Here is a 24,328-nt window from a genome sequence, read left to right on the forward strand (position 1 = left end):
ATCAAATTTTTCCTAAAAATCTGTCCTCAAAATCTGCCTTAGTAATCTTCAGTTGAAATTTTTATTTGCAATCTTCTGTTAAAACTTTTTATTCGCAATCATGCCATCTACAATGGAGGTGATAGTAATCGATTTGAAATCTGTACAGCTTTAAAAAATGACTTTTAAATCCAAAATAGTCTGATAAAAAACAAGGTGATAGTAAATACTTCTTGACAAAAAAACGTGGCAATTATAAATAGCGCTTAAAGCTCCTATTTTATTTTCGCTGAGGTGGTTTGCGTGGCAGATACACAAGATTTTGAACTGGACGATAACTACGCCGAAGATGACTCGTCTTTTGATGATTCATCGGCAAAGATTAGCGCCAAAGAATCCTTAGAAAAGCGTCGTCTCATCGATGATCTCTTGGCACAGCGCAAGTTGGAACGCGAGCTCAAAGCATTGGATAATGATTATGACGATGACTTTGAAGAAGATGATTTTGAAGACGCATAAGCTATTCTAGGCGTTATCGTCGACAATGAAAATCGAGCCTGAATCAGGTATGATGGGCACCTTTAAACACGATGATTGAAAAAGGCAACACATGGCAATGCTGGATTTAGACCAATTGAGTGACTACCTCGATGGCGAAAATAATGAGTATGGTTTGGACTTTGCAGCAACACATGGTTTTTTATGTGCCTGTGCGGTGGGTCCTGAACTGAGCGATTGGCTTGGATATTTATTTGATCAAAATCAAAAGAAAGTCCCTCAAGAAATCATCGAACAAATCAAACTCTGGCTCAAAGAGCTTCAATCGACTTTGGCTAATGAGGAATTGATCGAATTTCCATTTGAGATTGAAGAGGCGGATGTCGATTCGAGTCTTGGTGACTGGAGTGTGGGCTTTGTTGATGCCATGTTCGTCAATGAAGAAGCATGGTTTAACGAAGAAATTGAAGAAACTTTAGTCGAACTCACTTTGCCGATTATGGTATTTAGCGGCATTGATGAAGAAGATCCACAAATGGAATCTTTTCGCCGTAATGGTCAGTTGATGGATGATTTAGCTCAAGAAATTCCTGATAACCTGACAGAAATCTATTTACTGTATCATGCGGAGTAACGCTGAACATCGCATGACAGGTTCAGCACAATGCTGATCAAAGAAAAAGCACTTTGACATTTTGCTTGTTTTTTCGAGTAGAATTGCCACAAATTTTTAAAACGCATCATCTCGGTGCGTTTTTTTTAGATGAAACATTGTATTTGTAAAATATTCATTTGCTCGTTGAATCGACATTGGTTAGTCTAGGTTAAGGTTAAATATATTCGTGATAAAAGGATTGGATGAGCGTCTGTATCAAATGTTTAACCTTTTAGCTGCGCCTTATCGGTTGACGTGATCAAACTGGTGAGTATTTTGCATGCTATTTGCTACAGCAGATTGAAAATAGGGAGATTATGAGTGGAATACACTTTTAACGCATATTATACCTTGATCGCAGGCACATTCGTATTGTTGCTGGGTCGATTATTGGTCTACAAGATTCCATTTTTAAGAAACTACAATATCCCTGAACCTGTTGCTGGTGGATTGATTGCAGCGATTTTGGCATATTTGGTGTATTTGGTCTTTGGGGTCAGTGGGAAATTTAGTTCTGAGTTACAAACGGGCTTTATGCTGGTGTTCTTTGCTTCGATTGGTTTGGGTGCAAACCTGTCTAAGCTCAAAGAAGGTGGTTTTGGATTATTTATCTTTTTGTTGGCGATTAGTGCCTACATCTTGATTCAAAACTTGGTGGGTATGGGCTTGGCGAGTGTCATCGGTCTGGATCCATTGATGGGCTTGATCACAGGCTCGATTACATTAACGGGTGGGCATGGTACGGCAGGTGCTTGGGGACATATTCTCGAAACTAAATACGGTCTAGAGGGCGCAACCACACTGGGTATGGCGAGTGCGACTTTTGGTCTGGTCATCGGTGGCTTGATCGGTGGTCCTGTGGCGAAATTCTTGATCGAGCGTCACGGTCTAGCGACTGGTCGTAGCGTACGTGAAGAAATTCGTGATGATAAAATTCCAGTGGCGCCGACGGGTGAACATACGACATTTGAGTTTCCGCATAAGACACGTCTGATTACTGCAGATAATGCGATCAGTACCTTGGCGATGTTTGCTGCGTGTTTGGCATTTGGTAATTTGATGACCGATATTGCCAAAGGCACCAGCTTTGAACTACCAACATTCGTTTGGGCATTGCTCGGCGGTGTGATCGTGCGTAACTTCCTTGAGTCTGTGGTGCGTGTACCGATTTTTGACCGTGCGATTGATGTATTTGGTAATGCGTCATTGAGTCTGTTCTTAGCGATGGCTCTCTTGTCCTTAAAATTGTGGCAATTGGTGGATTTGGCTGGTCCTTTGGTGATTATCTTGTCACTTCAAACGGTGGTGATGGCGCTTTTTGCTGCCTTTGTGACCTTTAAAATCATGGGGAGCAACTATGATGCGGCGGTACTTGCAGCGGGTCATTGTGGTTTTGGTATGGGGGCGACGCCGACGGCGATTGCCAATATGCAAGCAATTACCAATATGTATGGTCCTTCGCACAAAGCATTCTTGATCGTGCCGCTAGCAGGTGCGTTCTTTATTGACTTGGTGAATGTGGTGGTGATCCAGACCTTATTAAAATTCTTTGGCTAATTGATTTTTAACTGAACGAAATCAGCACTGCGATAAGCGGTGCTTTTTTTGTTTTAAATATTGGTATTTAAGTCAAAATTAAGAAAACTCAGGACAATGTACTGCCATCGACGGTGTGCTGATGTGAGACGATGTCAAGAAAATTTATATTGTGCAATGCGCTGATTTTACTTTGTTCAGCATGTGCTTTGCTGTGGCTGATGCCTGTGGGTGGTTCCTTAGATCAGCAGTTCATCCATCCTTTTGTCAATGTGCCTTTGGGTTTTCAGCTGAAAAAATATTGGTGGTATGATCAATTTGCACATGGTTATCTTAAACATTGGCTGACTTTTATCTTGGTTTTTTTGCTAGTGCGTCTGTGTTTGCATCGTATTTTGCCCAAATCGTTACAACTTCGGTATCGTGCGCAATATGCGACCTTTTTGATGATGGCACTCCTGAGTATGAGCGTGGTGTCAATTTTTAAGCACTATTCTAGTCATTCTTGTCCGTGGGATATTTTGGATCAAACCAGTTTGCAGACGTCGGGTATTGTTCAATTTCTACCGAAGTTGGGTGAGGGCGGTTGCTTCCCAGGTGGGCATGCGAGTTTGGGTTATGCGTGGCTGACTGGTTTTTTTGCCTTTTATCCTGTGCAAAAACGGCTTGCATTATTTTATCTGTTCAGTGGGTTGATTTTGGGTACAGGGATGGGGTGGGTACAGACGATGCGTGGTGCACATTTTATGAGCCATAACCTATGGACGATGTGGCTGTGCTTTTTAGTCGGATTTTTATGTTGCTGTGGCATGCTTGTTCGAGCGCAGTATCAAAAAAGAAACACCATCTGTCGCCATAATTTTAAGAGTGTAGCGGAATCCAGAGAGTAACTTTTAAGCCATTTAATGTGGTGCTTTTTTCAAACTGGATTTTGGCATTGAGTTTTTCTAACGATTTTTCGACTATGGATAAGCCCAAACCACTACCAATACCCACATTATTGATGCGATAGAATTTTTGCATGATGTTCGCATACTCATGTTCAGCAATGCCTATCCCTGAATCTTCAATAATCAGCTCAATCATAGATCGCGCTGAAACAACACTCGGTGGGTTGATACTAATCTGCACCTTACCTAGCTCAGGTGTGTATTTCACCGCATTGTCGAGCAAATTGCGTAAAGTTAAATGTAGGGCATGGCGATTGATTAAAAGTTCAATTTTTTCATCTGGTGCCTCGAGCGAGAGGTCAATTTTTTTCTTATGAATCAACGGATAGAGGTCTTGTACCACATCGAGCAGCAGGGCTTGTAGGGTAACTTGCTCCGCATCCAATTGTGTGGTTTCGCCTTGCTTTGCAAGGTCGAGCAGTTGTTGTACCAAATGTTGTAAACGTAAAATACTGCTCATCAGTTGTTGTGCTGTTTTAGAATCAGGCACTTCTTTTTGAAGCATTTTAATTTGTAAATTGACCGCAGTCAGTGGTGAACGTAGTTCGTGCGCAGCGTGGGCGATAAACTCATTTTGTGCGTGCTGTGCAACTTCAATCCTTGAGAATAAAGCATTGGTTTCGGCAATGATTGCAGAAAGCTCTTGCGGATAGTCCTCTTTTGATAATGCGCTAAGATCATGATATTGACGCCGAGAAAACTCACCTTGTAACTGTCGAATTGGTGCAAAAGCACGATCGATCCCCCAGTACAACAGAATAAACAATAAAGGGAGGGCGATGAGATAAGGGATTAACATCGAACCTGCCAATTCGATTGCCAACTCACGACGAACATAGAGGGGCTGTGCGACTTGAATTTGTCGATCGGCAAGAGGAATGATGTAAGCGATAAATTGATGCTGATCTTGTGGCTGACGATACAAGCCTGCTTGTTGTTGCTGTTTGAAAAGTATGCTGTTTTGAGGCGAATTTAATTTGGTGTTGAGGGTAATATCAATAAAAACATCTTCTTCATGATAAGTTTTTGAGGTGTCGAAATGGCTTTGCTGTGGATTGGGTGCATTTTCTGCGATCCACTCTGCCATACTTTGCAGTCGTTGATCGAGGATTTCTTCGGTTTCATGATATGAGATGCGATAGGCTGCGAAGAACATCGCAATAAAAACCAAGAGGCTGATCAAGATACTGATCAACAAGGCACGCTTTCGGATCGAATAAGTGGTCTTGGTCATGCTGTATTTCACCTATCTCACTGTGATAAATCATCGCCCAATTTATATCCAATGCCACGAATGGTTTTGATAAAGTGTTTATCGAGCTTTTGCCGTAGTTTATGAATATAGACTTCGACGGTATTGCTCTGAATATCATCATCTTCTTGGTAGAGTTTTTCTTCTAACTCGGATTTGCTAAAGATTTTATACGGTGTGCTGAGAAAACTTTCGAGGAGTAGCCATTCTTTTTTGGAAAAATCTACCATTTCCATTTTCCAATAGGCTTGATGTGTACTGAGATCCATACGCAAATCGAGGTAGCTCAGACTCTCGGAAATCAATTGATGTTCTGGTCGGCTACGTCGAATAACAGCATAGATGCGGGCAATGAGCTCGTCAAAATCAAAGGGTTTAACCAAATAATCATCACCACCATTTTGCAAAATGTCCAAACGATCACGTATCTGATCTCGTGCAGAAATCACGATCACGGGCAATTGATTGCGCTGTCTGATCTTGCGCAAGACTTCAAAGCCATTCATGCTCGGTAAGCCAATATCTAATAGCACCAGATCAACGCCAAAATGTTGCAGATGATTCAAGCCATCCATGCCATTGTTGACCCAGTGTACTTTCATATTTTCAAGCTCTAACAATTGTTGCACGGATTGTGCAATCAGAAAGTCATCTTCGATCAACAAGATGTTGAGTGGCTGATGCAAAGTGTTCATGTCGCTCATATTAAGCATTCACCTGATGACATTGTTGTAAGAGGTCATATTGTTTTGACTTTACCTGACTATCGACATGCAGTAAGCTCATGACGGTCGAAAATAAATGATCTTGGCTGAGCGCTTGCTGGTTGATGCGATTCAAACATTGTACATCTTGCGCATGTTCGGCTTGCCAAGCGGGTGAAAACCAAAGAATCATCGGCACATGCGTCTGCTGTGAGGGTGCCATCATATAGGGTGTGCCATGTAAATATAAGCCATGCTCACCCGTGGATTCACCATGATCTGATAGGTACCACATCGCAGTCTGATACTGCTTAAACTGCGCCAATGTGTCAATGGTTTGTGCTAAGACGTGATCGGTATAGGCGATGCTATTGTCATAGACATTGATCAGCTCTTGATGGGAACATCCTTGGATGGCATTGCTATGACAAAATGGCTTGAAATATTGATAGGGTGCCGTGCTACGTTTAAAGTAAGCGGGACCATGACTGCCCATTTGATGCAAGACGATGACCCGAGGCTGGCGATCGTCGGCTGGAATCTGACGGACATATTCTTTCAACGTGTCATTCAATATTTCGTCATAGCATTCACCATCTTTGCACCACTTGGTTTGTAGTGCTTTTGAAGGCTGATATTGCTCGATGCGATTGCAGACTTCTTTACAGCCAGAATTATTATCAATCCATGTCACTTTATAGCCTGCTCGCTGTAGAATATCGAGTAAATTTTCCCGATGCCGTGCCAGTTTGGCGTCATAGTCAGCTCTTTGCATGCCCGAGAACATGCATGGTACAGAAACAGCGGTGGATGTGCCACACGAGCTGACTTGGCTAAAATTGATGATGGGTAATTTGGACAGTTCAGGATTGGTATTTCGAGCATAACCATTTAAAGAAAAACTTTCTGCACGTGCAGTTTCACCTATCACTAACACCAACAGCTTAGGTGTAGTTTGACTGGCAGTTTTGACTTGATGCGCATCTACACCATAAGCGACTAGGGGTAAGTTTTTCTTCGGCTGTAATTTTTTATAATATGACCATGAGGAAGCCACGACGTTTTGCGGACTGATAAAACTTTTCAAATCTCGATGTTCTCGAAAAATGGCTGCTAAATCGGCATAGTACATAAAAGCACCTGAGGCAATCACCGCAAAGCTCGCTACCACTATGATCAGTTTGCTTTTTATAGTATTTCCAAGACTATTTTTTTGAATTTTGATCGGTAGAAAAAACATCAGTGGCACAGCCAAAAGCGCCACAACCCACAGTAGCACCTGTGAGGACATCAAGTCCATGGCTTCTCGTGGATCGGTTTCCACTAGATTTTGGATTTGATAGGCGTCGATGCCTACACCAAGGCTATTGACGTAACTGGCTGCACCACCGATGAGGAGGAAAAAAATGGCAAAAAACTTTGCTGTCGGGCGCCACATCAATAGGTTGAAAATGAGGTTGAAATAGGCGATCAGTACGATCACCATCACCACGATAAAACCCAAGGCAGGCAAGCCACCATAAGGTGTTAAAGTATATAGTTTTTGGAAAAAAATAAAATTTAAACTCAAGGTCAACCATATCGAAAACAGCAAAATAAACGTACTGAGTCGAATTGGTTTTTGCCATAAATGAAAAGTTTTTGAAGTAGACACGACAGCCTCGTTACAACGGTATAGAGGCAATGTACGTTTTGAACCTTAAAAAACACTTAAGGCGAAGCAGTTTTGTTTAGTTGAGGTGTGATTTCAGCCAGTCTAACCAGCTGAATGTCTTATTTTGCTGATGAAGTTTTTCACTTTGCTCACGGTTCCAGTCGGCGCAAGGATCAGGAAAAAAACGATAAATATTGTACATTTCTTCTTGGCTGAGCAGTTTGTTGTGATCTTGATCGAGTTCGAGAAAAATTTTATTACGTGTCGGATCAAGGGGATTCAATGGCTCTTGCCATTGATAAGATTGATTTTTAAGCTCTATTAATGAAACCCATTCCACAGTATCGAATTGCTGATCATGATTGCGATCATAGTCTTTGTACAATTGTTCCCATTGCACCGATGCAGGGTCACATGCCCATGTGGCAAAGGTAGTGCCATAGAGCAGGGCAAGCATCAGCAGTTGCGCTGTGTGCTTTTTCATAGAGTCCATTTTTAGAATCATGTATCTCTCCCTACCAAAACCATGATTTCTTTGGGGGCTTTAATTTTGCCAATGCGGCTTTGGCTTTTTCATGATTTGGATCGAGTTTGAGCACGGTTTCAAAATCAGCGATGGCGAGTTGTGATTCACTGAGATTTTGATAACACAGACCTCGATTGTAATAGTTTTGCGCCATGTCTGGTTTCAGTTCAATGGCTTGGCTGTAGTATATTTTCGCCTGTTCATCATTTGCCAAGCGATAATAACTCGAGGCAATATGGGTAATCGCATGATAGTGGTTTGGCTCTAAGTTTAACACCACCTGAAAGTGATCAATGGCTTGTTGCCACTGTTGCCGATCATAGTACAGATAAGCGACATTAAGGTGCGCCAATTTGTGCTGTGGATAATGGGTGATCAGCGTTAAATAGGCAGCAATCGCTTCATCGACACGATTTAATTTCTGCAAGTAAATCGCATGGTTAAATAAAGCAGATTGGTAGTCAGGCTGAATGGCGAGTGCATCTTTGAGCTTTTGTATTGCCAAATCGTGCTGTCCCAAATCCCAGTAGCTAATCGCCATATTGGCATGTGCCATTGCATAGTCTGGCTCAAGCAGCACCGCCTGCTGATAGGCTTCCACAGCTTTTTCAGGTTGTTTCAGTGCATCATAAACATAGCCTAAGCTGGTATAGGTATTTGCGCTCTGATCGTGATGGGCAATCGCTTGGAGAAAATCGGCTTCGGCGAGAGCGTATTGCTCAGCACGGCTGTATAACTTGCCACGTTTATAATAGGCAAAGCCATCCGACGGTTTCAACGTGAGATAATGATTGAATAATTCAAGGGCTTTTTGCGACTGCTTTTGCTGGTCATAAATGCTGGCAAGTTCAAAATAATTGGCGCCGTATTGTGGATATTTCGCAATACCTTGCTGAAAATAATCGACTGCTTGCGCCGTTTCGCCTAACTTTACTGCACTACGACCCAGCACATCATAAAATACATCGTGACACTGAACGATGTGATCGGTGGTCTGCGCCAAAGCCTGTGTCGCAATCCGTTGACTTTGCACATAGTTTTGCTGTGCATACAGTGCCCAAGCGAGATTTTTATAGGCATCATAATAATGTGGCGACATCGCCAGCGCTCGCTGATAATGTGCGATTTCCTGATCTGCCAAGCCTAATTTGCCACAATACACGCCGAGATTATTAAAATATTCAGCTCGTCCAGCATTGCACTGTATCGCAGATTCATAAGCAGATTTGGCATTTTGCCAATCGTTCGCTTGTTCATAAATGTCGCCGATACGCACATGGTTTAATTCAAAATAAGGGTAGAGCATCAGACTATGCTGATATGCGCTGATGGCTTCTGGATTTTTGCCAAGTGCTTGATGCGCCGTACCGATCAGATGATCTAAGTAAAAATGCCGATAGCCTTGATCAATGGCTTGCTGAAAATAATCCAGACTCTTCTGATACGACTGTGCTGTATCGTATAAAGTATTTAACCAACCTAAAGCAAAATAGATTTTGCCTTGATTTGGATATTCCGCAAGCAGTGTCTTAAGCTGGGGCTCAATCTCTGGAAGTTGTTCGCTATCAGCGTCTAGTATCTGTGTAACATAGTGCTGATACTGTTGCTCTAAAGCGTTTGCCTGTGTGGGACTTGTTTCTTGCGCACTCTCCTGTACTTGTGCAAGCTGATCATGTGCAGCCTGCGCATAGAGGGCGAGTCCGCTAGGATCGACATGACTGAGGTCGGAGTAGCATTGGCTTTGATCAAGCTGAAACGGATTTGGTTCGATCACTTCTGTGGCTTCAAGTAGCCCTTTTTGCGCAGTTTTGGCTGCCTGTAATGCCTTTAAAAATACCGCAATTCGACCATGTGAAAAATAAGTCTCTAGCTCTGAGCGAATCATGTTGTCATTTTCATAATCCGCCAAGAGCTGCACCACAGCGTCAGGGCTGAGATAAACACCTGAACTGTAATTTTGACTGATTCGATTTTCAATACGTTGCTTTGGGATATGCTGATGCGTTATGAGTTCTGGACGATTGATAGTTTGTTCTAAAAGGACTGACCACGGCTGGGTATACTGCTGATAATGTGGATAAATTTCCATTAAAAATGTAAACGCACCACCACGCACATAGTTATACGGCGCAAATAGCCCCTGAATATTGGCAATATAATAGCCGTGCGTATTGTCAAAGAATTGCTCAGAGCTTGCCTGCTTCGCAATGTCGATGATCTGTTGATATTTGTCCTGATAAAAGGCATCAATCTGCGCATCTTGGCATAGTGTGCCCAAGCGTTCTGGCTGTGAGAGTACCTCGAAATAGCGAGTCTGTATATCTTGTGCATCGATTGGATGGTAGCTGATGTCGTATCCCATTTTTATTTTTGCCTTATTCTGTGAGTGTTCAGTATTTTTGATCTTCCATGTAATCCATCATAGTCTGCACAGATACAGAGGACAAAGGTGTAAATGTAACGGTTTGAATGCTCAAATTATGTGTTACTGATTTCTATATGCATCTACTATCTGATTAAAAAATACGATCCAAATATTGAGTCGATCTGTTTGATTACATCGAGTTATTTTACAATCGAATTAGGCACCATTCGCATCTTAATGGAATGAGTCTAGAAGCCTTTGAGGTAGCTTCAAAGTGAAGCTGTCTTATGTCTAAGATACTGGGATCAGTCCAGTCGTACTAGTGCAGAAGTGCCAAAATTTGTACTTAAGCAAGCGATTAAAATATAAAATAGTATATCTCTTTGTTTTTTGTGCGGTATATGGCTTTTCTCTCGCCTTAGATGTGCTAACGTAATAAACTATTGAACATTAAGTATAAAACCACAGCGGTTGACCATTGATCGAGGATAAAGAATGAACTCATTGGAACAAAAGTTTCTAAATGACTTAGATGATAAGCTTTGGAAAGCCGCTGATAAATTACGTAGTAGCTTAGATGCTGCCAACTACAAGCATATTGTGCTTGGATTAATTTTCCTAAAATATGTATCAGATGCTTTTGATGAACGTCAGTCTGAACTTAAAGATTTATTTGCTCAAGCGGATGATCACAACATCTATTACATGCCTCGTGATCAATACGACACAGAAGAAGAATATCAACAAGCAATCGCTGATGAATTAGAAATTATTGATTATTATCAAGAAAAAAATGTGTTTTGGGTGCCAAAAGCAGCACGTTGGACAACATTACAAAATACAGCAGCTTTAGCAATTGGTTCGATTATTTGGCAAGATGAACATGGACAAGATGTCAAACTACGTTCTATCTCTTGGTTAGTTGATAATGCTTTTGATGAAATTGAGAAAGCCAACCCTAAATTAAAAGGTATTCTGAATCGAATCGGGCAGTATCAGCTAGATAACGACAAGCTGTTGGATTTGATCAATACATTTTCAGATACAAGTTTTACCAAGCCTGAATACAATGGTGAAAAACTCAGTCTGCACAGTAAGGATATTCTCGGGCATGTCTACGAATACTTTTTAGGGCAGTTTGCGTTAGCTGAGGGAAAACAAGGTGGGCAATATTACACACCTAAAAGTATCGTGACCTTGATTGTAGAAATGCTGCAACCTTATAAAGGTCGAGTCTATGACCCTGCAATGGGTTCAGGTGGTTTCTTTGTGTCGAGTGAAAAGTTCATTGAACAACACGCACAGGAAAAGCATTACAAAGCATCTGAACAGAAAAAGCATATTTCGATTTACGGACAAGAAAGCAATCCAACTACTTGGAAACTTGCTGCCATGAATATGGCAATTCGTGGCATTGATTTTAACTTTGGTAAAAAGAATGCCGATACATTTTTAGATGATCAGCATCCAGACTTGCGTGCTGATTTCGTCATGGCAAATCCACCGTTTAATATCAAAGATTGGTGGCATGCTTCACTGGAAAGCGATGTACGTTGGAAATACGGCACACCTCCTCAAGGCAATGCCAACTTTGCTTGGATGCAGCACATGCTGCACCATCTATCACCAACGGGCAGTATGGCACTTTTGCTTGCCAATGGTTCGATGAGTTCCAATACCAACAATGAGGGTGAAATCCGTAAAAACCTGATTGAAGCAGATTTGGTCGAATGTATCGTGGCATTGCCAGGGCAACTGTTTACCAATACGCAAATCCCTGCCTGTATTTGGTTTCTGACCAAAGATAAAAAGAATGGTTTATCCCTAGATAAAAAGAAAGCCAATCGTGAGGGCAAGACTTTATTTATTGACGCTCGTAACTTGGGCTATATGAAAGATCGTGTACTGCGTGACTTTACTGATGCAGATATTGCCAAAATTACCAATGCCTTACACGCTTGGCAACAAGGTGAAAATTTTGAAGGTGAAGCTTATCAGGATGAAAAAGGCTTTTGTTTCTCGGCTGAGTTAAAAGACATTCAGAAGCATGATTATGTACTGACCCCAGGACGTTATGTGGGCGCAGTCGAGCAGGAAGATGATGGAGAACCTTTTGCCGAGAAGATGGCACGCTTAACAGGGCAACTGAAACAGCAATTTGCTGAAAGTGCTGTACTGGAAAGTGAAATCAAAAAGAACTTAAAAGGCTTAGGTTATGAGTTCTGATCAACCGTTGCTACTTGAGATTCAAAAAGGCGAAAGCAAAACGCTAGAGTTTAAACAGCAGTTACCGAAAGGACAGCAGATCGCCAAGACATTAATTGCCTTTGCCAATAGTAGTGGCGGTAAGTTGATTGTTGGAGTCACTGATGATCGGCAGTTGGTTGGGATTCAAGATGATATTTTTGAGTTGCAAGATAAAATCACGTCCATGATTTATGAGTTGTGTGCCCCACAACTTGCAGCACAAATCTATATTGAGAATATAGATGGTGTTGAACTATTGGTTGTGGAAGTCGCACGAGGTAGTTTATTTCCGTATTACCTTAAATCTGTAGGACGTGAGCAAGGCACATATATCCGCCTAGGTGCGAGTAACCGTGTAGCATCGCCTGAGCATATTCAACAACTGGAATTGCAAAGGTTGAATATCAGTTTTGATGCCTTAGCCAATTATCAATATCCTTTAGAAAAGCTCGATTTAACGGTCTTGGAAGGAGCGTTCAAAGCTGCTGATAAAACACTGACTTTAGAAAAGATGTTGAATCTGAAACTGGTGATTGAAGAGCAAGGACAGCGTTATGCCAGTCATGGTTTATTGATCTTGCTCGGTCAATATGAGCATGTGATGACCCAATGCGCCCGATTTAAAGGCACCAATATGAGCGTGTTTTTAGACCGTAAAGAATATACAGGTGACTTGTTTTCACAAATTGAGCAAGCCGAAATTTTTATTAAAAACCATTTGTCACTACGTGCCGAAATTCGTGGCTTAAAGCGTTATGACTTTTTGGAAATTCCAGAAAATGCCATCCGTGAAGCCTTAGTCAATGCTTATGTGCATCGAGATTACAGCAACTTTGGACGCAATATTAAAGTGGCTGTGTATGATGATTTGGTCAATATCGTTTCCCCAGGTGGATTACCCAATGGTTTAACTGAAGCGGACTTGTTACAGGGACGTTCGGAAATTCGTAATCGGGTATTGGCTCGTGTATTCCGAGAGCTAGGTTATATTGAGCATTGGGGTAGTGGTCTGCAACGGATCAGGCAGATGTGTGAAGCTGAAAAACTGGCAACACCTGAATTTTTAGAAACCAATGATTTTTTTGATGTGAAGCTATACCGTCCTGTGATTGATTTGGAAAGTGGTGCAATAGGTGGTGCAATTGATCATTCAAGTGGTGTAATAGAGGGTTTAGGTGGTGCAATCGAAGCAAATCAACTCACCGAACGCCAACAAGAAATTTTAGTTTTAATTCAGCGTAATCCGAAAGTTTCTTATCGCTCTTTGGCAGAGCAACTTGGCATTAATCAGTCTGCCTTACAAAAGCATCTGAATCATTTAAAAGATGCGGATTGGCTTGAGCGTGTGGGTGGAACTCGTGGCTATTGGGCGATTAAGAAAGAATTTGGGGGTGAAGCGTGAATGATTTTGCTACTTATCAATTAAACGAAATTATAGAAATTATTGGTGGAGGTACACCAAAACGAGATAATCCTAGTTTTTGGGGAGGGGATATTCCATGGTTGTCAGTTGTAGATTTTAATAATGATAAGAGATACGTTGCATCGACTGTAGAAAGAATTACTCAACAAGGCTTAGTTGGTAGTAGTACTAAATTATTAAATACTGGAGATATAATTATATCTGCAAGAGGCACTGTCGGTTGTCTTGCTCAATTATCAATGCCAATGGCATTTAATCAATCTTGTTATGGTTTAAGAGGAAAAAATAATGTAATTATTAATGATTATTTATACTATTTATTAAAGATAAAGGTTAGAGAGTTAAAACAGAAAACACATGGAGCTGTATTTGATACTATTACTAAAGAAACTTTTTTACATATCAATGTCAATATACCTATATCTATAAATGTACAGAAAAAGATAGCTAAAGTTCTTTCCACTTTAGATGACAAAATTCATCTCAATGATCAACTCAACCAAACCTTAGAATCTATCGCCCAAGCTATCTTTAAAAGCTGGTTTATCGACTTTGACCCTGTCCGTGCCAAAATTACTGCAAAACAAACAGGGCAAGACCCTGAATTTGCCGCTATGTGTGCGATTAGTGGTAAAAGTGAAGCTGAGCTTGAGCAAATGGCAAAGGAAGATTTTGCTGAGTTACAAGCCACTGCCGCATTATTTCCAGATGAGTTGATAGAGAGTGAGTTGGGGGAAGTGCCGAAGGGGTGGGGACTACAATCACTTTATGATACAGCAGAGTTTGTAAATGGAGCTGCATTTAAAGCGAAAGATTTTTCTTCAAATACTAAAGGATTACCAATTATAAAAATTGCTGAGTTGAAGCAAGGATTATCTGCTCAAACAAAATATACGAATTCAACTTTTGATAAGAAATATAAAGTTAGCTCTGGGGACATTTTTTACTCGTGGTCTGGTAGCCCAGAGACTTCTTTAGACGTCTTTAAGTGGTTTGGTGGAGATGGTTGGTTAAATCAGCATATTTTTAAAATCAACACTAAAAATAAAGGACAAACTTATTTTGTTTATTATTTATTGAAATATCTAAAACCTACATTAATTCGTCTGGCTACAAATAAGCAAACTACAGGATTGGGTCATATTACTGTAGCAGATATGAAAAGCTTACAGGTGATTAAACCAGAAGAGCATCTTTTTTTGAGATATGCAAAAATAGTAGCTCCCTTCTATGAAAAAGAATCATTGTTGAAACAAGAAATTATAAATCTGGCAATGTTAAGAGATACTCTATTACCAAAATTATTGTCGGGTGAGGTAGCTCTAGGGGATGTAATTGATGGCTAGAAACCGTCGTGTAAATTCAGTAAAGTTAGAATTAATAAAAAAATCGAGAGAGGCCGCGCTATCTGCTGTACAGATTTTTAATAATCCAAATATTACATTTAAAGCTGAAGCATTCACTGTTCTCATCATAATTGCTTGGACTTATTTGTTACATGCCTATTTCAGAGACAAAGGTATCGAATATAGATTTTTCACCCTAAAAGGGAGGCGCAGAGTCTTTGATAAAACAAAGTACGGTGCATGTAAGCATTGGGAACTTGAAAGATGTTTAAATGATACAGCTTGTCCTATAGATAGGGATGCTATTAATAACCTAAAATTTTTGATTGGGTTGCGTCATGAAATTGAACATCAGATGACATCGAGAATTGATGATCTATTGAGTGCGAGATTTCAAGCTTGCTGTTTGAATTATAATAAGTACATAAAAAATTTATTTTCAAATGACTTTGGAATAGATCAACATCTGTCATTTAGTCTACAGTTTTCAACAATTTCCACTGAACAGAAAGATCTTTTAAAAGATCAAAGTAATCTACCTGGCAATATCCAGGGCTATATCAGAGATTTCGATGAAAGTTTATCTGATGATGAATATGGACATCCTAATTATGCTTATAGAGTGTTATTTGTAGCTAAAACTGCAAATAGAAAAGGGCAGGCAGATAGGGTTATTGAATTTGTGAAAAGTGATTCCCCATTAGCGAGCGCTATTAATAAAGAATATACCGTAATTAAAGAAACTGAGAAGGCGAAATTTTTACCAAAACAAATTATAGATATAATGCAAGGTGAGGGTTATTCAAAATTTACGATGCATAAGCATACAGATTTTTGGAAATTAAAAGATGCCAAGAATAAAAAAAATAATTTTGGAGTAATGGTTGGTGGGAAACAATGGTACTGGTATGAAAGTTGGTTAGATGAAGTCAGAAAACATTGTCAAAGTAAAGGCGAGCTTTATAAATGATAAAAAGTAGCATGCACTCTAAGGTTGATTTATGAACGAAACACAACTCGAAAACCTATGCTTAGACTGGTTCTCCGAAAATGGTTGGGACGTTGTTCATGGTGTCGATATTGCCCCTGACAGCAGTAACCCTTTACGCAAAGACTATAAACAAGTCTTAATTGAATCCGACTTAAATGCTGCCTTTGAACGCTTGAATCCGCATTTACCTGCAAGCTGTTTTGAGCAAGTCTTACAAAAGCTGAATCAGCCTGAAAGTCTGGACTTAGTGACCAATAACCGTGCTTCTCATCACATGTTACTGGAAGGTGTGCCCATCAGCTATAAAAAAGAAGATGACTGGGTGAATGACCATGCTTTTTTGGTCGATTTCAATCATGTTTACCAAAATCGCTTTGTCGCAATCAATCAATTTACTATCCAAGGCACCAAACAACCTAGACGCCCTGACATCATCTGCTTTATCAACGGTATTCCGTTTGCTGTACTTGAGCTAAAAAGCCCCACCGATGAAAATGCAGATATTTGGGATGCCTTTAACCAACTGCAAACCTATAAAGAAGAAATATCCGATCTGTTTATTTTTAATGAAGCCCTTGTAGTTAGTGATGGCGTGACTGCGCGTGTCGGTTCATTGACCGCAAGCCAAGAACGCTTTTTGCCTTGGCGTACCATTAAAAATGAAGATGATAAGCCTCAGTTAGAATGGGAGCTAGAAACCGTCATACGTGGCTTTTTTGATCGTGAATTGTTTTTGGACTACATGCGTTTCTTTGTGTTGTTTGAAACCGATGGCGAAAAGACCATTAAGAAAATTGCAGGCTATCACCAGTTCCATGCAGTGCGTGAAGCTGTTCAAGCCACCATTGCCGCCGCTAATCCTACAGGTAGTAAGAAAGCAGGCGTGGTTTGGCATACCCAAGGTTCAGGTAAAAGTATCTCGATGTGTTGCTATGCAGGCAAGCTACTTCAACAACCCGCTATGCATAACCCGACATTATTGATTGTCACTGATCGTAATGACTTGGATGGACAACTATTTGAAACCTTTAGTCAAGCACAAGAATTATTAAAACAAACGCCAGTACAAGCCAATAATCGTGATGAGCTGAGACAACTCCTTGCTGAACGTGAATCAGGCGGAATTATTTTTACCACGGTACAAAAGTTTGCTTTGCTTGATGGAGAAACTGAGCATCCATTACTGAATGGTCGGCACAATATTGTGGTGATGTCAGATGAAGCCCACCGTAGCCAATATGGACTCAAGGCCAAACTGTCTAATGACGGGACTTATAAATTTGGCTATGCCAAGCATATGCGTGATGCTTTAAAGAATGCAGCCTTTATTGGTTTTACAGGTACGCCTATTTCCAGTGAAGATAAAGACACTCGAGCTGTCTTTGGTGATTATGTTTCCATTTATGATATTCAAGATGCGGTAGAGGATGGCGCAACCGTGCCAATCTATTATGAATCCCGCTTGGCAAAATTGGATATTAATAAGGCTGAAATCGAGGCGCTCTCTGATCAAGTCGATGAAGTGGTAGAAGATGAAGAAGATGTCGGTAATCGTGAAAAGACCAAAGGGGAATGGAGTCGCTTAGAAAAATTAGTGGGGGCAACCCCACGCCTGAAACAGATTGCTGTGGATTTGGTGACGCACTTTGAAGCCCGTACTGAAGCTATAGTAGGCAAAGGCATGATTGTGACTATGAGCCGTGAAATTTGTGTGCATTTGTATAATGAAATTATTGCTCTGCGCCCAGATTGGCATGATGATGATCCGAAAAAAGGAAAAATCAAAATTGTGATGACAGGTTCAGCATCGGATAAGCCATTGCTACAGCCTCATATTTATAATAAGCAAGTGAAGAAAAGTTTAGAGAAACGTTTTAAAGATGTGAATGATCCTTTGCATTTGGTGATTGTGCGTGACATGTGGCTGACAGGTTTTGATGCACCATGTACGCATACCATGTATATCGACAAACCAATGAAAGGGCATAATCTCATGCAGGCAATTGCACGAGTCAACCGTGTTTTTAAAGACAAGCAAGGTGGTTTGGTCGTTGACTATCTTGGGATTGCCAATGAGTTAAAGCAGGCATTAAAAACTTATACTGATGCCAAAGGAAAAGGTGAGCCAACCTTACGTGCGGAAGAAGCCTATGCCGTACTTGCTGAAAAAATGGATGCCATTCGTGGAATGTTTGCGAAGACCAATGACCAAACTGGATTAGATCTAAGTGGTTATGAAACGCAAGCACATCGTTTGATCATTCCAGCAGCTAACTATGTGCTAAGTCTTAAAGATGGCAAAAAACGTTTCTTGGATTTAGTGCTTGCAGTCAATAAAGCCTTTTCATTGTGTGGTACGTTGGATGAAGCCAAAACACTACATAAGGAAATTGCATTTTATTCAGCCATTAAATCGGTGATTAGTAAGCATACTTCTGTTGATCGTAAATTATCACAAGCTGAAAAGGACAGTACGCTTAAACAAATTTTGGATAATGCTGTTGTTGCCGATGGTGTGGCTGATGTATTTGCTCTATGTGGTTTAGATAAACCCAATATTGGTTTGCTGTCAGATGAGTTTTTAGAAGATGTTCGACAAATGCCATATCGTAACTTGGCAGTCGAATTATTAGAAAAATTATTGAATGATGGTATCAAGGCAAAAACTCGTAATAATCTTGTGCAAGAAAAACGCTTCTCAGATCGTTTACAAGAAACGCTAAGGAAATATAACAACCGTGCGATTGAGACCTCTCAAGTCATTGAAGAACTGATACAAATGGCGAAAGAGTTTCAAGCTGAAATGGAACGTGAAGCTTCGCTAGGTTTGAATCCTGATGAAATCGCTTTCTATGATGCTTTAGCAAACAATGAAAGTGCGGTGCGTGAATTGGGTGATGATACGTTAAAACAAATTGCTCGTGAAATCACTGAGAGATTGCGTAAATCGACAACTGTAGATTGGCAAGTTCGAGATAGTGTACGTGCTCAGCTTAAAATATTGGTGCGTCGTACTTTACAACGTTGGAAATATCCACCTGATAAAGCAGCTGAAGCGATTGAACTAATAATGAAGCAGGCTGAAATGTTATCGAATGCTTGGACAAGCTGATATAAGGTTAAGGAGCAGGTTGTTCTGCTTCTTATTAAGAGCATGAATTGTGGATAATTCTGAACTGATCAACATCACATAAAAGTGATGGAAATCTGCTACAATTGCGCCAATTTTAATTTTCATTTTACCGTGCTCTAGTTGGCTATCGCTGACACATGGCGGTATCGCTATTGTAGATTTTACCCATGTCGAATACACAGCTCATTCAAGAAGTTAAATCACGTCGCACCTTTGCGATCATTTCCCACCCCGATGCGGGGAAGACCACCATGACAGAAAAATTACTGTTATGGGGTAAAGCCATTCAGGTCGCAGGCATGGTGAAAAGCCGTAAGTCCGATCGCTCAGCAACCTCTGACTGGATGGAAATGGAAAAGGAACGTGGTATCTCGATCACCACTTCGGTGATGCAATTTCCATATAAAAATCACACCATTAACCTACTCGATACACCGGGGCATGAAGATTTCTCGGAAGATACCTATCGTACCTTGACTGCGGTCGATTCTGCCTTGATGGTGATCGATGGGGCAAAAGGGGTCGAGGAACGAACCATTAAATTGATGGAAGTGTGTCGGATGCGTGATACGCCGATCATCTCTTTCGTCAACAAGATGGATCGTGAAATCCGTGAACCGCTTGAGCTCCTTGATGAGATCGAAAATGTCCTGAAAATCCAATGTGTGCCGATCACTTGGCCACTCGGTATGGGACGTGATTTTGCTGGTGTGTATAGCTTACTCGAAGACAAGCTGTACATTTATAAGGCAGGTTTTGGCTCGACCATTACCGAGATCGAAGTACGTGATGGCTATGACCATGCAGATATTCGGGAGAAAGTGGGCGATCTCGCATTTGCTGCTTTTGAAGAATCTTTGGAATTAGTCCAACTTGCCAATGAACCACTGGATCGTGAATTATTTTTACAAGGCAAGCAAACGCCTGTGTTATTCGGTACAGCACTCGGTAACTTTGCCGTCGATCATGTCTTGGATGCCTTCTTGGAATGGGCGCCCGAACCGAAAGCGCATCCAACGGAAGAGCGTGTGGTTGAGGCAACTGAATCAGGCTTTAGTGGTTTTGTCTTTAAAATCCAAGCCAACATGGATCCAAAACATCGTGACCGTATTGCCTTCATGCGAGTCTGCTCAGGTAAATATGAAAAAGGCTTAAAAATGAATCATGTGCGCATCGGCAAAGACGTGCGTATTAGCGATGCCTTAACTTTCCTTGCGGGTGAACGTGAACAACTCGAAGAGGCATGGCCAGGCGACATTATCGGTCTGCACAATCACGGCACGATTCAGATTGGCGATACCTTTACCAGCGGTGAAAATCTGCATTTCACGGGCATTCCGCACTTTGCGCCTGAGATGTTCCGCCGTGTCCGTTTAAAAGATCCTTTGAAATCTAAGCAGTTGCAAAAAGGCTTAAAGGAGCTTTCGGAAGAGGGTGCAACCCAAGTCTTTATGCCACAAAATAGCAATGATTTGATCGTTGGTGCGGTCGGTGTGCTCCAGTTCGACGTGGTAGCGTATCGTCTGAAGGAAGAATACAAGGTCGATTGTATTTACGAGCCTGTGAATATCAATACCGTGCGCTGGGTGCATTGTGATGATGATAAAAAGTTCAATGAATTTAAGAAGAAAGCGCATGATCAATTGTCGATTGATGGTGGCGGTCATCTGACTTATCTTGCGCCGAGTCGGGTCAATCTACAGCTGATGCAAGAGCGTTATCCTGATATACAGTTCCGTGCGACACGTGAGCATTAATCGAAGTTTGCTTTATTAGGCAAAATCAAGACCGTAAAGTACAAAAAAGAGTGTGACAATACACTCTTTTTTGTTATACATTGCATCGAAACACAAAATCAAAAAATGATACGATTTGGACATGCGAATTTAGAAAAATGTCATAAATTCGCATTGGGGTAACAGGACAACATGCATTTTAAAATATCTAGTCAAATTAAAATATCTAGTCAAATCAATAATAAATTAAAACTTCATCGGCGGGCGCACGATCAACGAACAAGTTTTGATGGGTTTCTGCTGAAAGTTGCAATCATTCCACTGATACTGAACCTCATCGCCTGTAATGAGCCTACAGCTGAGCAGAAGCAGGAAAAAGTCGAACAAGAACAAGTGCAAAAGCAAGGCTATGCCAATTTGGTGGCGATGCCTGTGATTGCCGATTATGCACTGCCGTTTTGTGAAGATGAATATTGTATCGACGTTGAAGTCTTTGGTTTTAAAAGTAAGGATCAATGGTTTAATACTTTTGTCAAAGCGCAAACCGCCGATTTGATCCGTCAGCAATTGGGGATTTCACAGAAGCTCAGCTTACAACGAGCAGTCAATGAATTTGTGCAGCGCTCCGATGCATGGCGTGAAACACAGTTAGCCGAAAATAAACATGAGAAACCGCAAGCATGGTCGATGTATCTCAAGCCACGAGTCGCTATGCAACAGAACGAGCTGGCATTATTGATCATCAATAGTAGCTATCAACTTGGCGAAGACAGCGTGCCTGAGCGGCAATATTTTTACGTGGTGGATCGGAAGGCACAGCAACAATTACGGCTGTATGATGTGATCAATGAAAATCAACGTGTTGCCTTTAGCAACTTTCTACAAACTCAATATCAAGCATGGCGAGACAAGCAATCGACTGCGATCCAAAGCAAACTGCCTGCAAAAATTTATTGGGCAAATCAAGATTGGTTTTTTGATGAGCAGGGTATCGCCATCTATTATCGCTTTGACGATTTATGTAAGCAATGTGAAGAAATACAGGGTGAAGATTTCACGATCTATCTCAACCCTACACAATCACAACAATGGTTCAAAGCAGGGCTACGAAAACAGCTCAATTTTGCACCTTAAAACACAATACTTTACGTGTAATTATGCGCGGCAATGCTATGCTAAATAAAAATTTTATTGCTCTAAAATTAAAAGGTTGACTATGAAACATGTGCCAAGCACAGCGCAAGCATCTCGCCAGCATGCATCACGTCATGGGTTGGCGAACACACAACATGCAACTCAAATGACAAGACAAAAATTTAAACCCTTTCAGCTACTGGCGCTTAGTCTGGCGATGGCGTTAAGTCTCAGTGCCTGTCAAAAAAAGCCTGAAGCAAAACCTGAGCAAAGCACACACACCGAGCAAACTGCCGAAGTCGGTCTACAAGCCAAGATTGAAGATGTGCCAGTTCAAATTCCAGCGTGTGAAGGCGAAGTCTGTCCCGAGATCACCATTCAGCATCTCAGCAGTAATTATCCAAAGCTCGATCAAGCGGTGGATTTGTATATTTTAAATTATGTGAAAAATTTGGTGCGTGGCTTTGATATGACCACAGTCAGCCATCAACAGCGTCAAGATGATCAAAATGCAGATGGTAAGAATCCTGTAGCCGATGCCAAAGCCGCTGAAAGTGCACCGCAACCAGCAGAAAATAAAACGATTAATCGCATCGAGGCTGAGAAAGCAGAAACCCTGACCCAAGCCAATAATCAACCAAATGAGCTGCAACCGTATCTGGATCAATTTTTGTTATTGTCCAATGAAGTGAAACAACTCGGCTCTGCGGCGAAGCTGACCTTGTTCTTGAAGCCCCAAGTGCTCAATCCGAAAGGACCTATCGCAACCGTGGTGGTCAATGCGGAAAACTATGTCGGCGGTGCACATGGTAGTGCTGCACAGCAATATTTTAACTTTGAGCTAGAGACCGAAACCTTATTGAGCTTGGATGAAATCTTAGAGCAAGGGCAACGTGCCAAGTTTAATGACCTTGCGCATCAAGCCTTTGAGCAATGGATCAAATCGACTCAGCCTGATATGGATGTCGATGAATATCAGAAGTTGTGGAAATTCACCTCGACGGATAATTTTTATTTGAGTCCGACAGGATTAATTTTGCAATATGGCGAATATGAAATCGGTCCCTATGTGGTTGGATTACCTCGATTAGTCATTCCGTATGAATATTTACACGGTGTGATTAAAGATCAATATTTGCCGATCCAAGCGAAAGCGGAATTGGCAAAAGCTGAACAGCAAAAAGCTGATAGTACACATGTTCAAGCTGAAAAATCAGCATCGAAATAAAGCCTTGATGGCGGAATCACGATGATTCAACTGTTTGATACGCATACTCACTTTGATGTGGAGGATTTTGACCCAGATCGGCAACAGCTCGCCGAACAGGCGTATCAAGGTGGTGTGCAAGCGTTGATTCTCATTGGCTTTTTACAAAATCGTTTTGCAGACCTTTTGGCGATACATCAATTTTTAGATCAGTTATCGGATGTGCCCAAAAGTTATCTTGCGCCTGGCTTGCATCCGTTCTATATCGAGCAACATCAGCGACAACATTTGGAGGATTTAGAAAATTTTCTCAAACAACATGACTGTGTTGCGGTTGGTGAGATTGGTTTAGACAGCTTTGAAAAACGTCATAAAACCGATGAGGTCAAACAGCTTCAAGCCGAATATTTTTCAGCACAACTGGATTTAGCAACACAGTTCGACAAGCCTGTATTACTGCATATTCGTAAATCACATGGCGATGTCTTGAAAATTTTAAAACAACATCATTTCAAACATGGCGGTATTGCGCATGCCTTTAGCGGTGGCGTGGAGGAAGCCAAAGCCTTTGTCAAATTGGGTTTTAAAATCGGTGTGACAGGGCAGATCACCAACCCCAATGCCAAGCGCTTGCACGATGTGGTGCGTAGTGTAGCGGTTGAAGATTTGGTGTTAGAAACAGATTGTCCTGATATGACACCACTGTGTTGTCAGCTTTCTACAGAAACTAGAACCCGCAATACGCCTGCCAATTTGCCTTATGTGCTCGATGGTTTGGCTGAGGCTTTGGATTTAAAACACTTGAAAATGAACAAAGCCACACTGGCTGCGCAACTTTGGCAAAATAGTTTGGAATGTTTGCATTTATCAAAACCCTAATAGTTCAGTAAAAAATTAAACAAAATAAATTTAAAAAAACTGCTAAAGATTCACCACACTGCTTTTCGACATAGCTTTCACGTATAATCATGCTTCATGTTTTAATGCCTAAC

18 protein-coding genes are annotated in these 24,328 nt (G+C 41.1%); 13 read left to right on the forward strand and 5 right to left on the reverse strand.

Annotated features, from left to right (window positions below; translation table 11 throughout):
• Nucleotides 1-282 precede the first annotated feature (282 nt).
• The 4 genes from BLQ60_RS11375 (at nt 283) to BLQ60_RS11390 (ending at nt 3,558) form a co-directional block, all read left to right on the forward strand.
• Nucleotides 283-498, forward strand: coding sequence for a PA3496 family putative envelope integrity protein (locus BLQ60_RS11375; protein ID WP_092620526.1), 216 nt, complete (start codon nt 283-285; stop codon nt 496-498).
• Nucleotides 499-589: 91 nt separating this feature from the next.
• A complete protein-coding gene (locus BLQ60_RS11380) occupies nt 590-1,111 on the forward strand; it encodes a YecA/YgfB family protein (protein ID WP_092620529.1) in 522 nt (173 codons plus the stop codon).
• Between the two features lie 342 nt (nt 1,112-1,453).
• Nucleotides 1,454-2,689, forward strand: coding sequence for a sodium/glutamate symporter (gene gltS / locus BLQ60_RS11385; RefSeq protein ID WP_092620532.1), 1,236 nt, complete (start codon nt 1,454-1,456; stop codon nt 2,687-2,689).
• A 131-nt stretch (nt 2,690-2,820) separates the two neighbouring features.
• On the forward strand, nt 2,821-3,558 hold the full coding sequence (locus tag BLQ60_RS11390) for a phosphatase PAP2 family protein (protein ID WP_092620535.1): 738 nt from the start codon (nt 2,821-2,823) through the stop codon (nt 3,556-3,558).
• Here the strand turns inward: BLQ60_RS11390 and BLQ60_RS11395 are convergent.
• From BLQ60_RS11395 to BLQ60_RS11415, 5 genes are all read right to left on the reverse strand, one after another.
• A complete protein-coding gene (locus tag BLQ60_RS11395; protein WP_092620538.1) occupies nt 3,530-4,852 on the reverse strand; it encodes a sensor histidine kinase in 1,323 nt (440 codons plus the stop codon). The two genes, BLQ60_RS11390 and BLQ60_RS11395, sit on opposite strands and share 29 nt — an antisense overlap.
• A 17-nt stretch (nt 4,853-4,869) precedes the next feature.
• Complete coding sequence (locus BLQ60_RS11400) at nt 4,870-5,565, reverse strand: response regulator transcription factor (RefSeq protein WP_092620695.1); 696 nt, start codon at nt 5,563-5,565, stop codon at nt 4,870-4,872.
• A 10-nt stretch (nt 5,566-5,575) separates the two neighbouring features.
• Nucleotides 5,576-7,228 carry a phosphoethanolamine transferase gene (locus tag BLQ60_RS11405; RefSeq protein ID WP_092620541.1) on the reverse strand — a complete coding sequence of 551 codons (1,653 nt, stop codon included), beginning with the start codon at nt 7,226-7,228 and terminating at the stop codon, nt 5,576-5,578.
• A gap of 76 nt (nt 7,229-7,304) precedes the next feature.
• Complete coding sequence (locus tag BLQ60_RS11410; RefSeq protein ID WP_244516035.1) at nt 7,305-7,733, reverse strand: CREC-EF hand family protein; 429 nt, start codon at nt 7,731-7,733, stop codon at nt 7,305-7,307.
• A 10-nt stretch (nt 7,734-7,743) separates the two neighbouring features.
• The gene (locus tag BLQ60_RS11415) at nt 7,744-10,116 is read right to left on the reverse strand and encodes a tetratricopeptide repeat protein (protein ID WP_092620544.1); all 2,373 of its coding nucleotides are present in this window, start codon (nt 10,114-10,116) and stop codon (nt 7,744-7,746) included.
• A gap of 498 nt (nt 10,117-10,614) precedes the next feature.
• Between BLQ60_RS11415 and BLQ60_RS11420 the strand changes: the two genes are divergently transcribed.
• The 9 genes from BLQ60_RS11420 (at nt 10,615) to BLQ60_RS11460 (ending at nt 24,215) form a co-directional block, all read left to right on the forward strand.
• Nucleotides 10,615-12,345 (forward strand): class I SAM-dependent DNA methyltransferase, encoded by a 1,731-nt coding sequence (locus BLQ60_RS11420; RefSeq protein WP_004678400.1) that lies wholly within the window; start codon nt 10,615-10,617, stop codon nt 12,343-12,345.
• Nucleotides 12,335-13,768 carry an AlbA family DNA-binding domain-containing protein gene (locus BLQ60_RS11425; protein WP_092620547.1) on the forward strand — a complete coding sequence of 478 codons (1,434 nt, stop codon included), beginning with the start codon at nt 12,335-12,337 and terminating at the stop codon, nt 13,766-13,768. The genes BLQ60_RS11420 and BLQ60_RS11425 overlap by 11 nt, the downstream gene beginning before the upstream one ends.
• Nucleotides 13,765-15,135: a restriction endonuclease subunit S gene (locus BLQ60_RS11430; RefSeq protein ID WP_092620550.1), complete on the forward strand. Its 1,371-nt coding sequence runs from the start codon at nt 13,765-13,767 to the stop codon at nt 15,133-15,135. Before BLQ60_RS11425 ends, BLQ60_RS11430 begins: the two co-directional genes overlap by 4 nt.
• The gene (locus tag BLQ60_RS11435; protein ID WP_092620553.1) at nt 15,128-16,105 is read left to right on the forward strand and encodes a DUF3644 domain-containing protein; all 978 of its coding nucleotides are present in this window, start codon (nt 15,128-15,130) and stop codon (nt 16,103-16,105) included. Before BLQ60_RS11430 ends, BLQ60_RS11435 begins: the two co-directional genes overlap by 8 nt.
• Before the next feature lie 31 nt (nt 16,106-16,136).
• Nucleotides 16,137-19,238 (forward strand): type I restriction endonuclease subunit R, encoded by a 3,102-nt coding sequence (locus BLQ60_RS11440; protein WP_092620556.1) that lies wholly within the window; start codon nt 16,137-16,139, stop codon nt 19,236-19,238.
• A 188-nt stretch (nt 19,239-19,426) separates the two neighbouring features.
• Nucleotides 19,427-21,016 carry a peptide chain release factor 3 gene (locus BLQ60_RS11445; protein WP_092620559.1) on the forward strand — a complete coding sequence of 530 codons (1,590 nt, stop codon included), beginning with the start codon at nt 19,427-19,429 and terminating at the stop codon, nt 21,014-21,016.
• A gap of 171 nt (nt 21,017-21,187) precedes the next feature.
• A complete protein-coding gene (locus tag BLQ60_RS11450) occupies nt 21,188-22,129 on the forward strand; it encodes a hypothetical protein (RefSeq protein ID WP_092620562.1) in 942 nt (313 codons plus the stop codon).
• 82 nt (nt 22,130-22,211) lie between these two features.
• Nucleotides 22,212-23,357: an RsiV family protein gene (locus tag BLQ60_RS11455; protein WP_092620565.1), complete on the forward strand. Its 1,146-nt coding sequence runs from the start codon at nt 22,212-22,214 to the stop codon at nt 23,355-23,357.
• Nucleotides 23,358-23,378: 21 nt separating this feature from the next.
• Nucleotides 23,379-24,215: a TatD family hydrolase gene (locus BLQ60_RS11460; RefSeq protein WP_092620568.1), complete on the forward strand. Its 837-nt coding sequence runs from the start codon at nt 23,379-23,381 to the stop codon at nt 24,213-24,215.
• The last annotated feature ends 113 nt before the right edge of the window (nt 24,216-24,328 follow it).

Origin of the sequence: Acinetobacter marinus, assembly GCF_900096915.1 — a bacterium.
Classification (GTDB): domain Bacteria; phylum Pseudomonadota; class Gammaproteobacteria; order Pseudomonadales; family Moraxellaceae; genus Acinetobacter; species Acinetobacter marinus.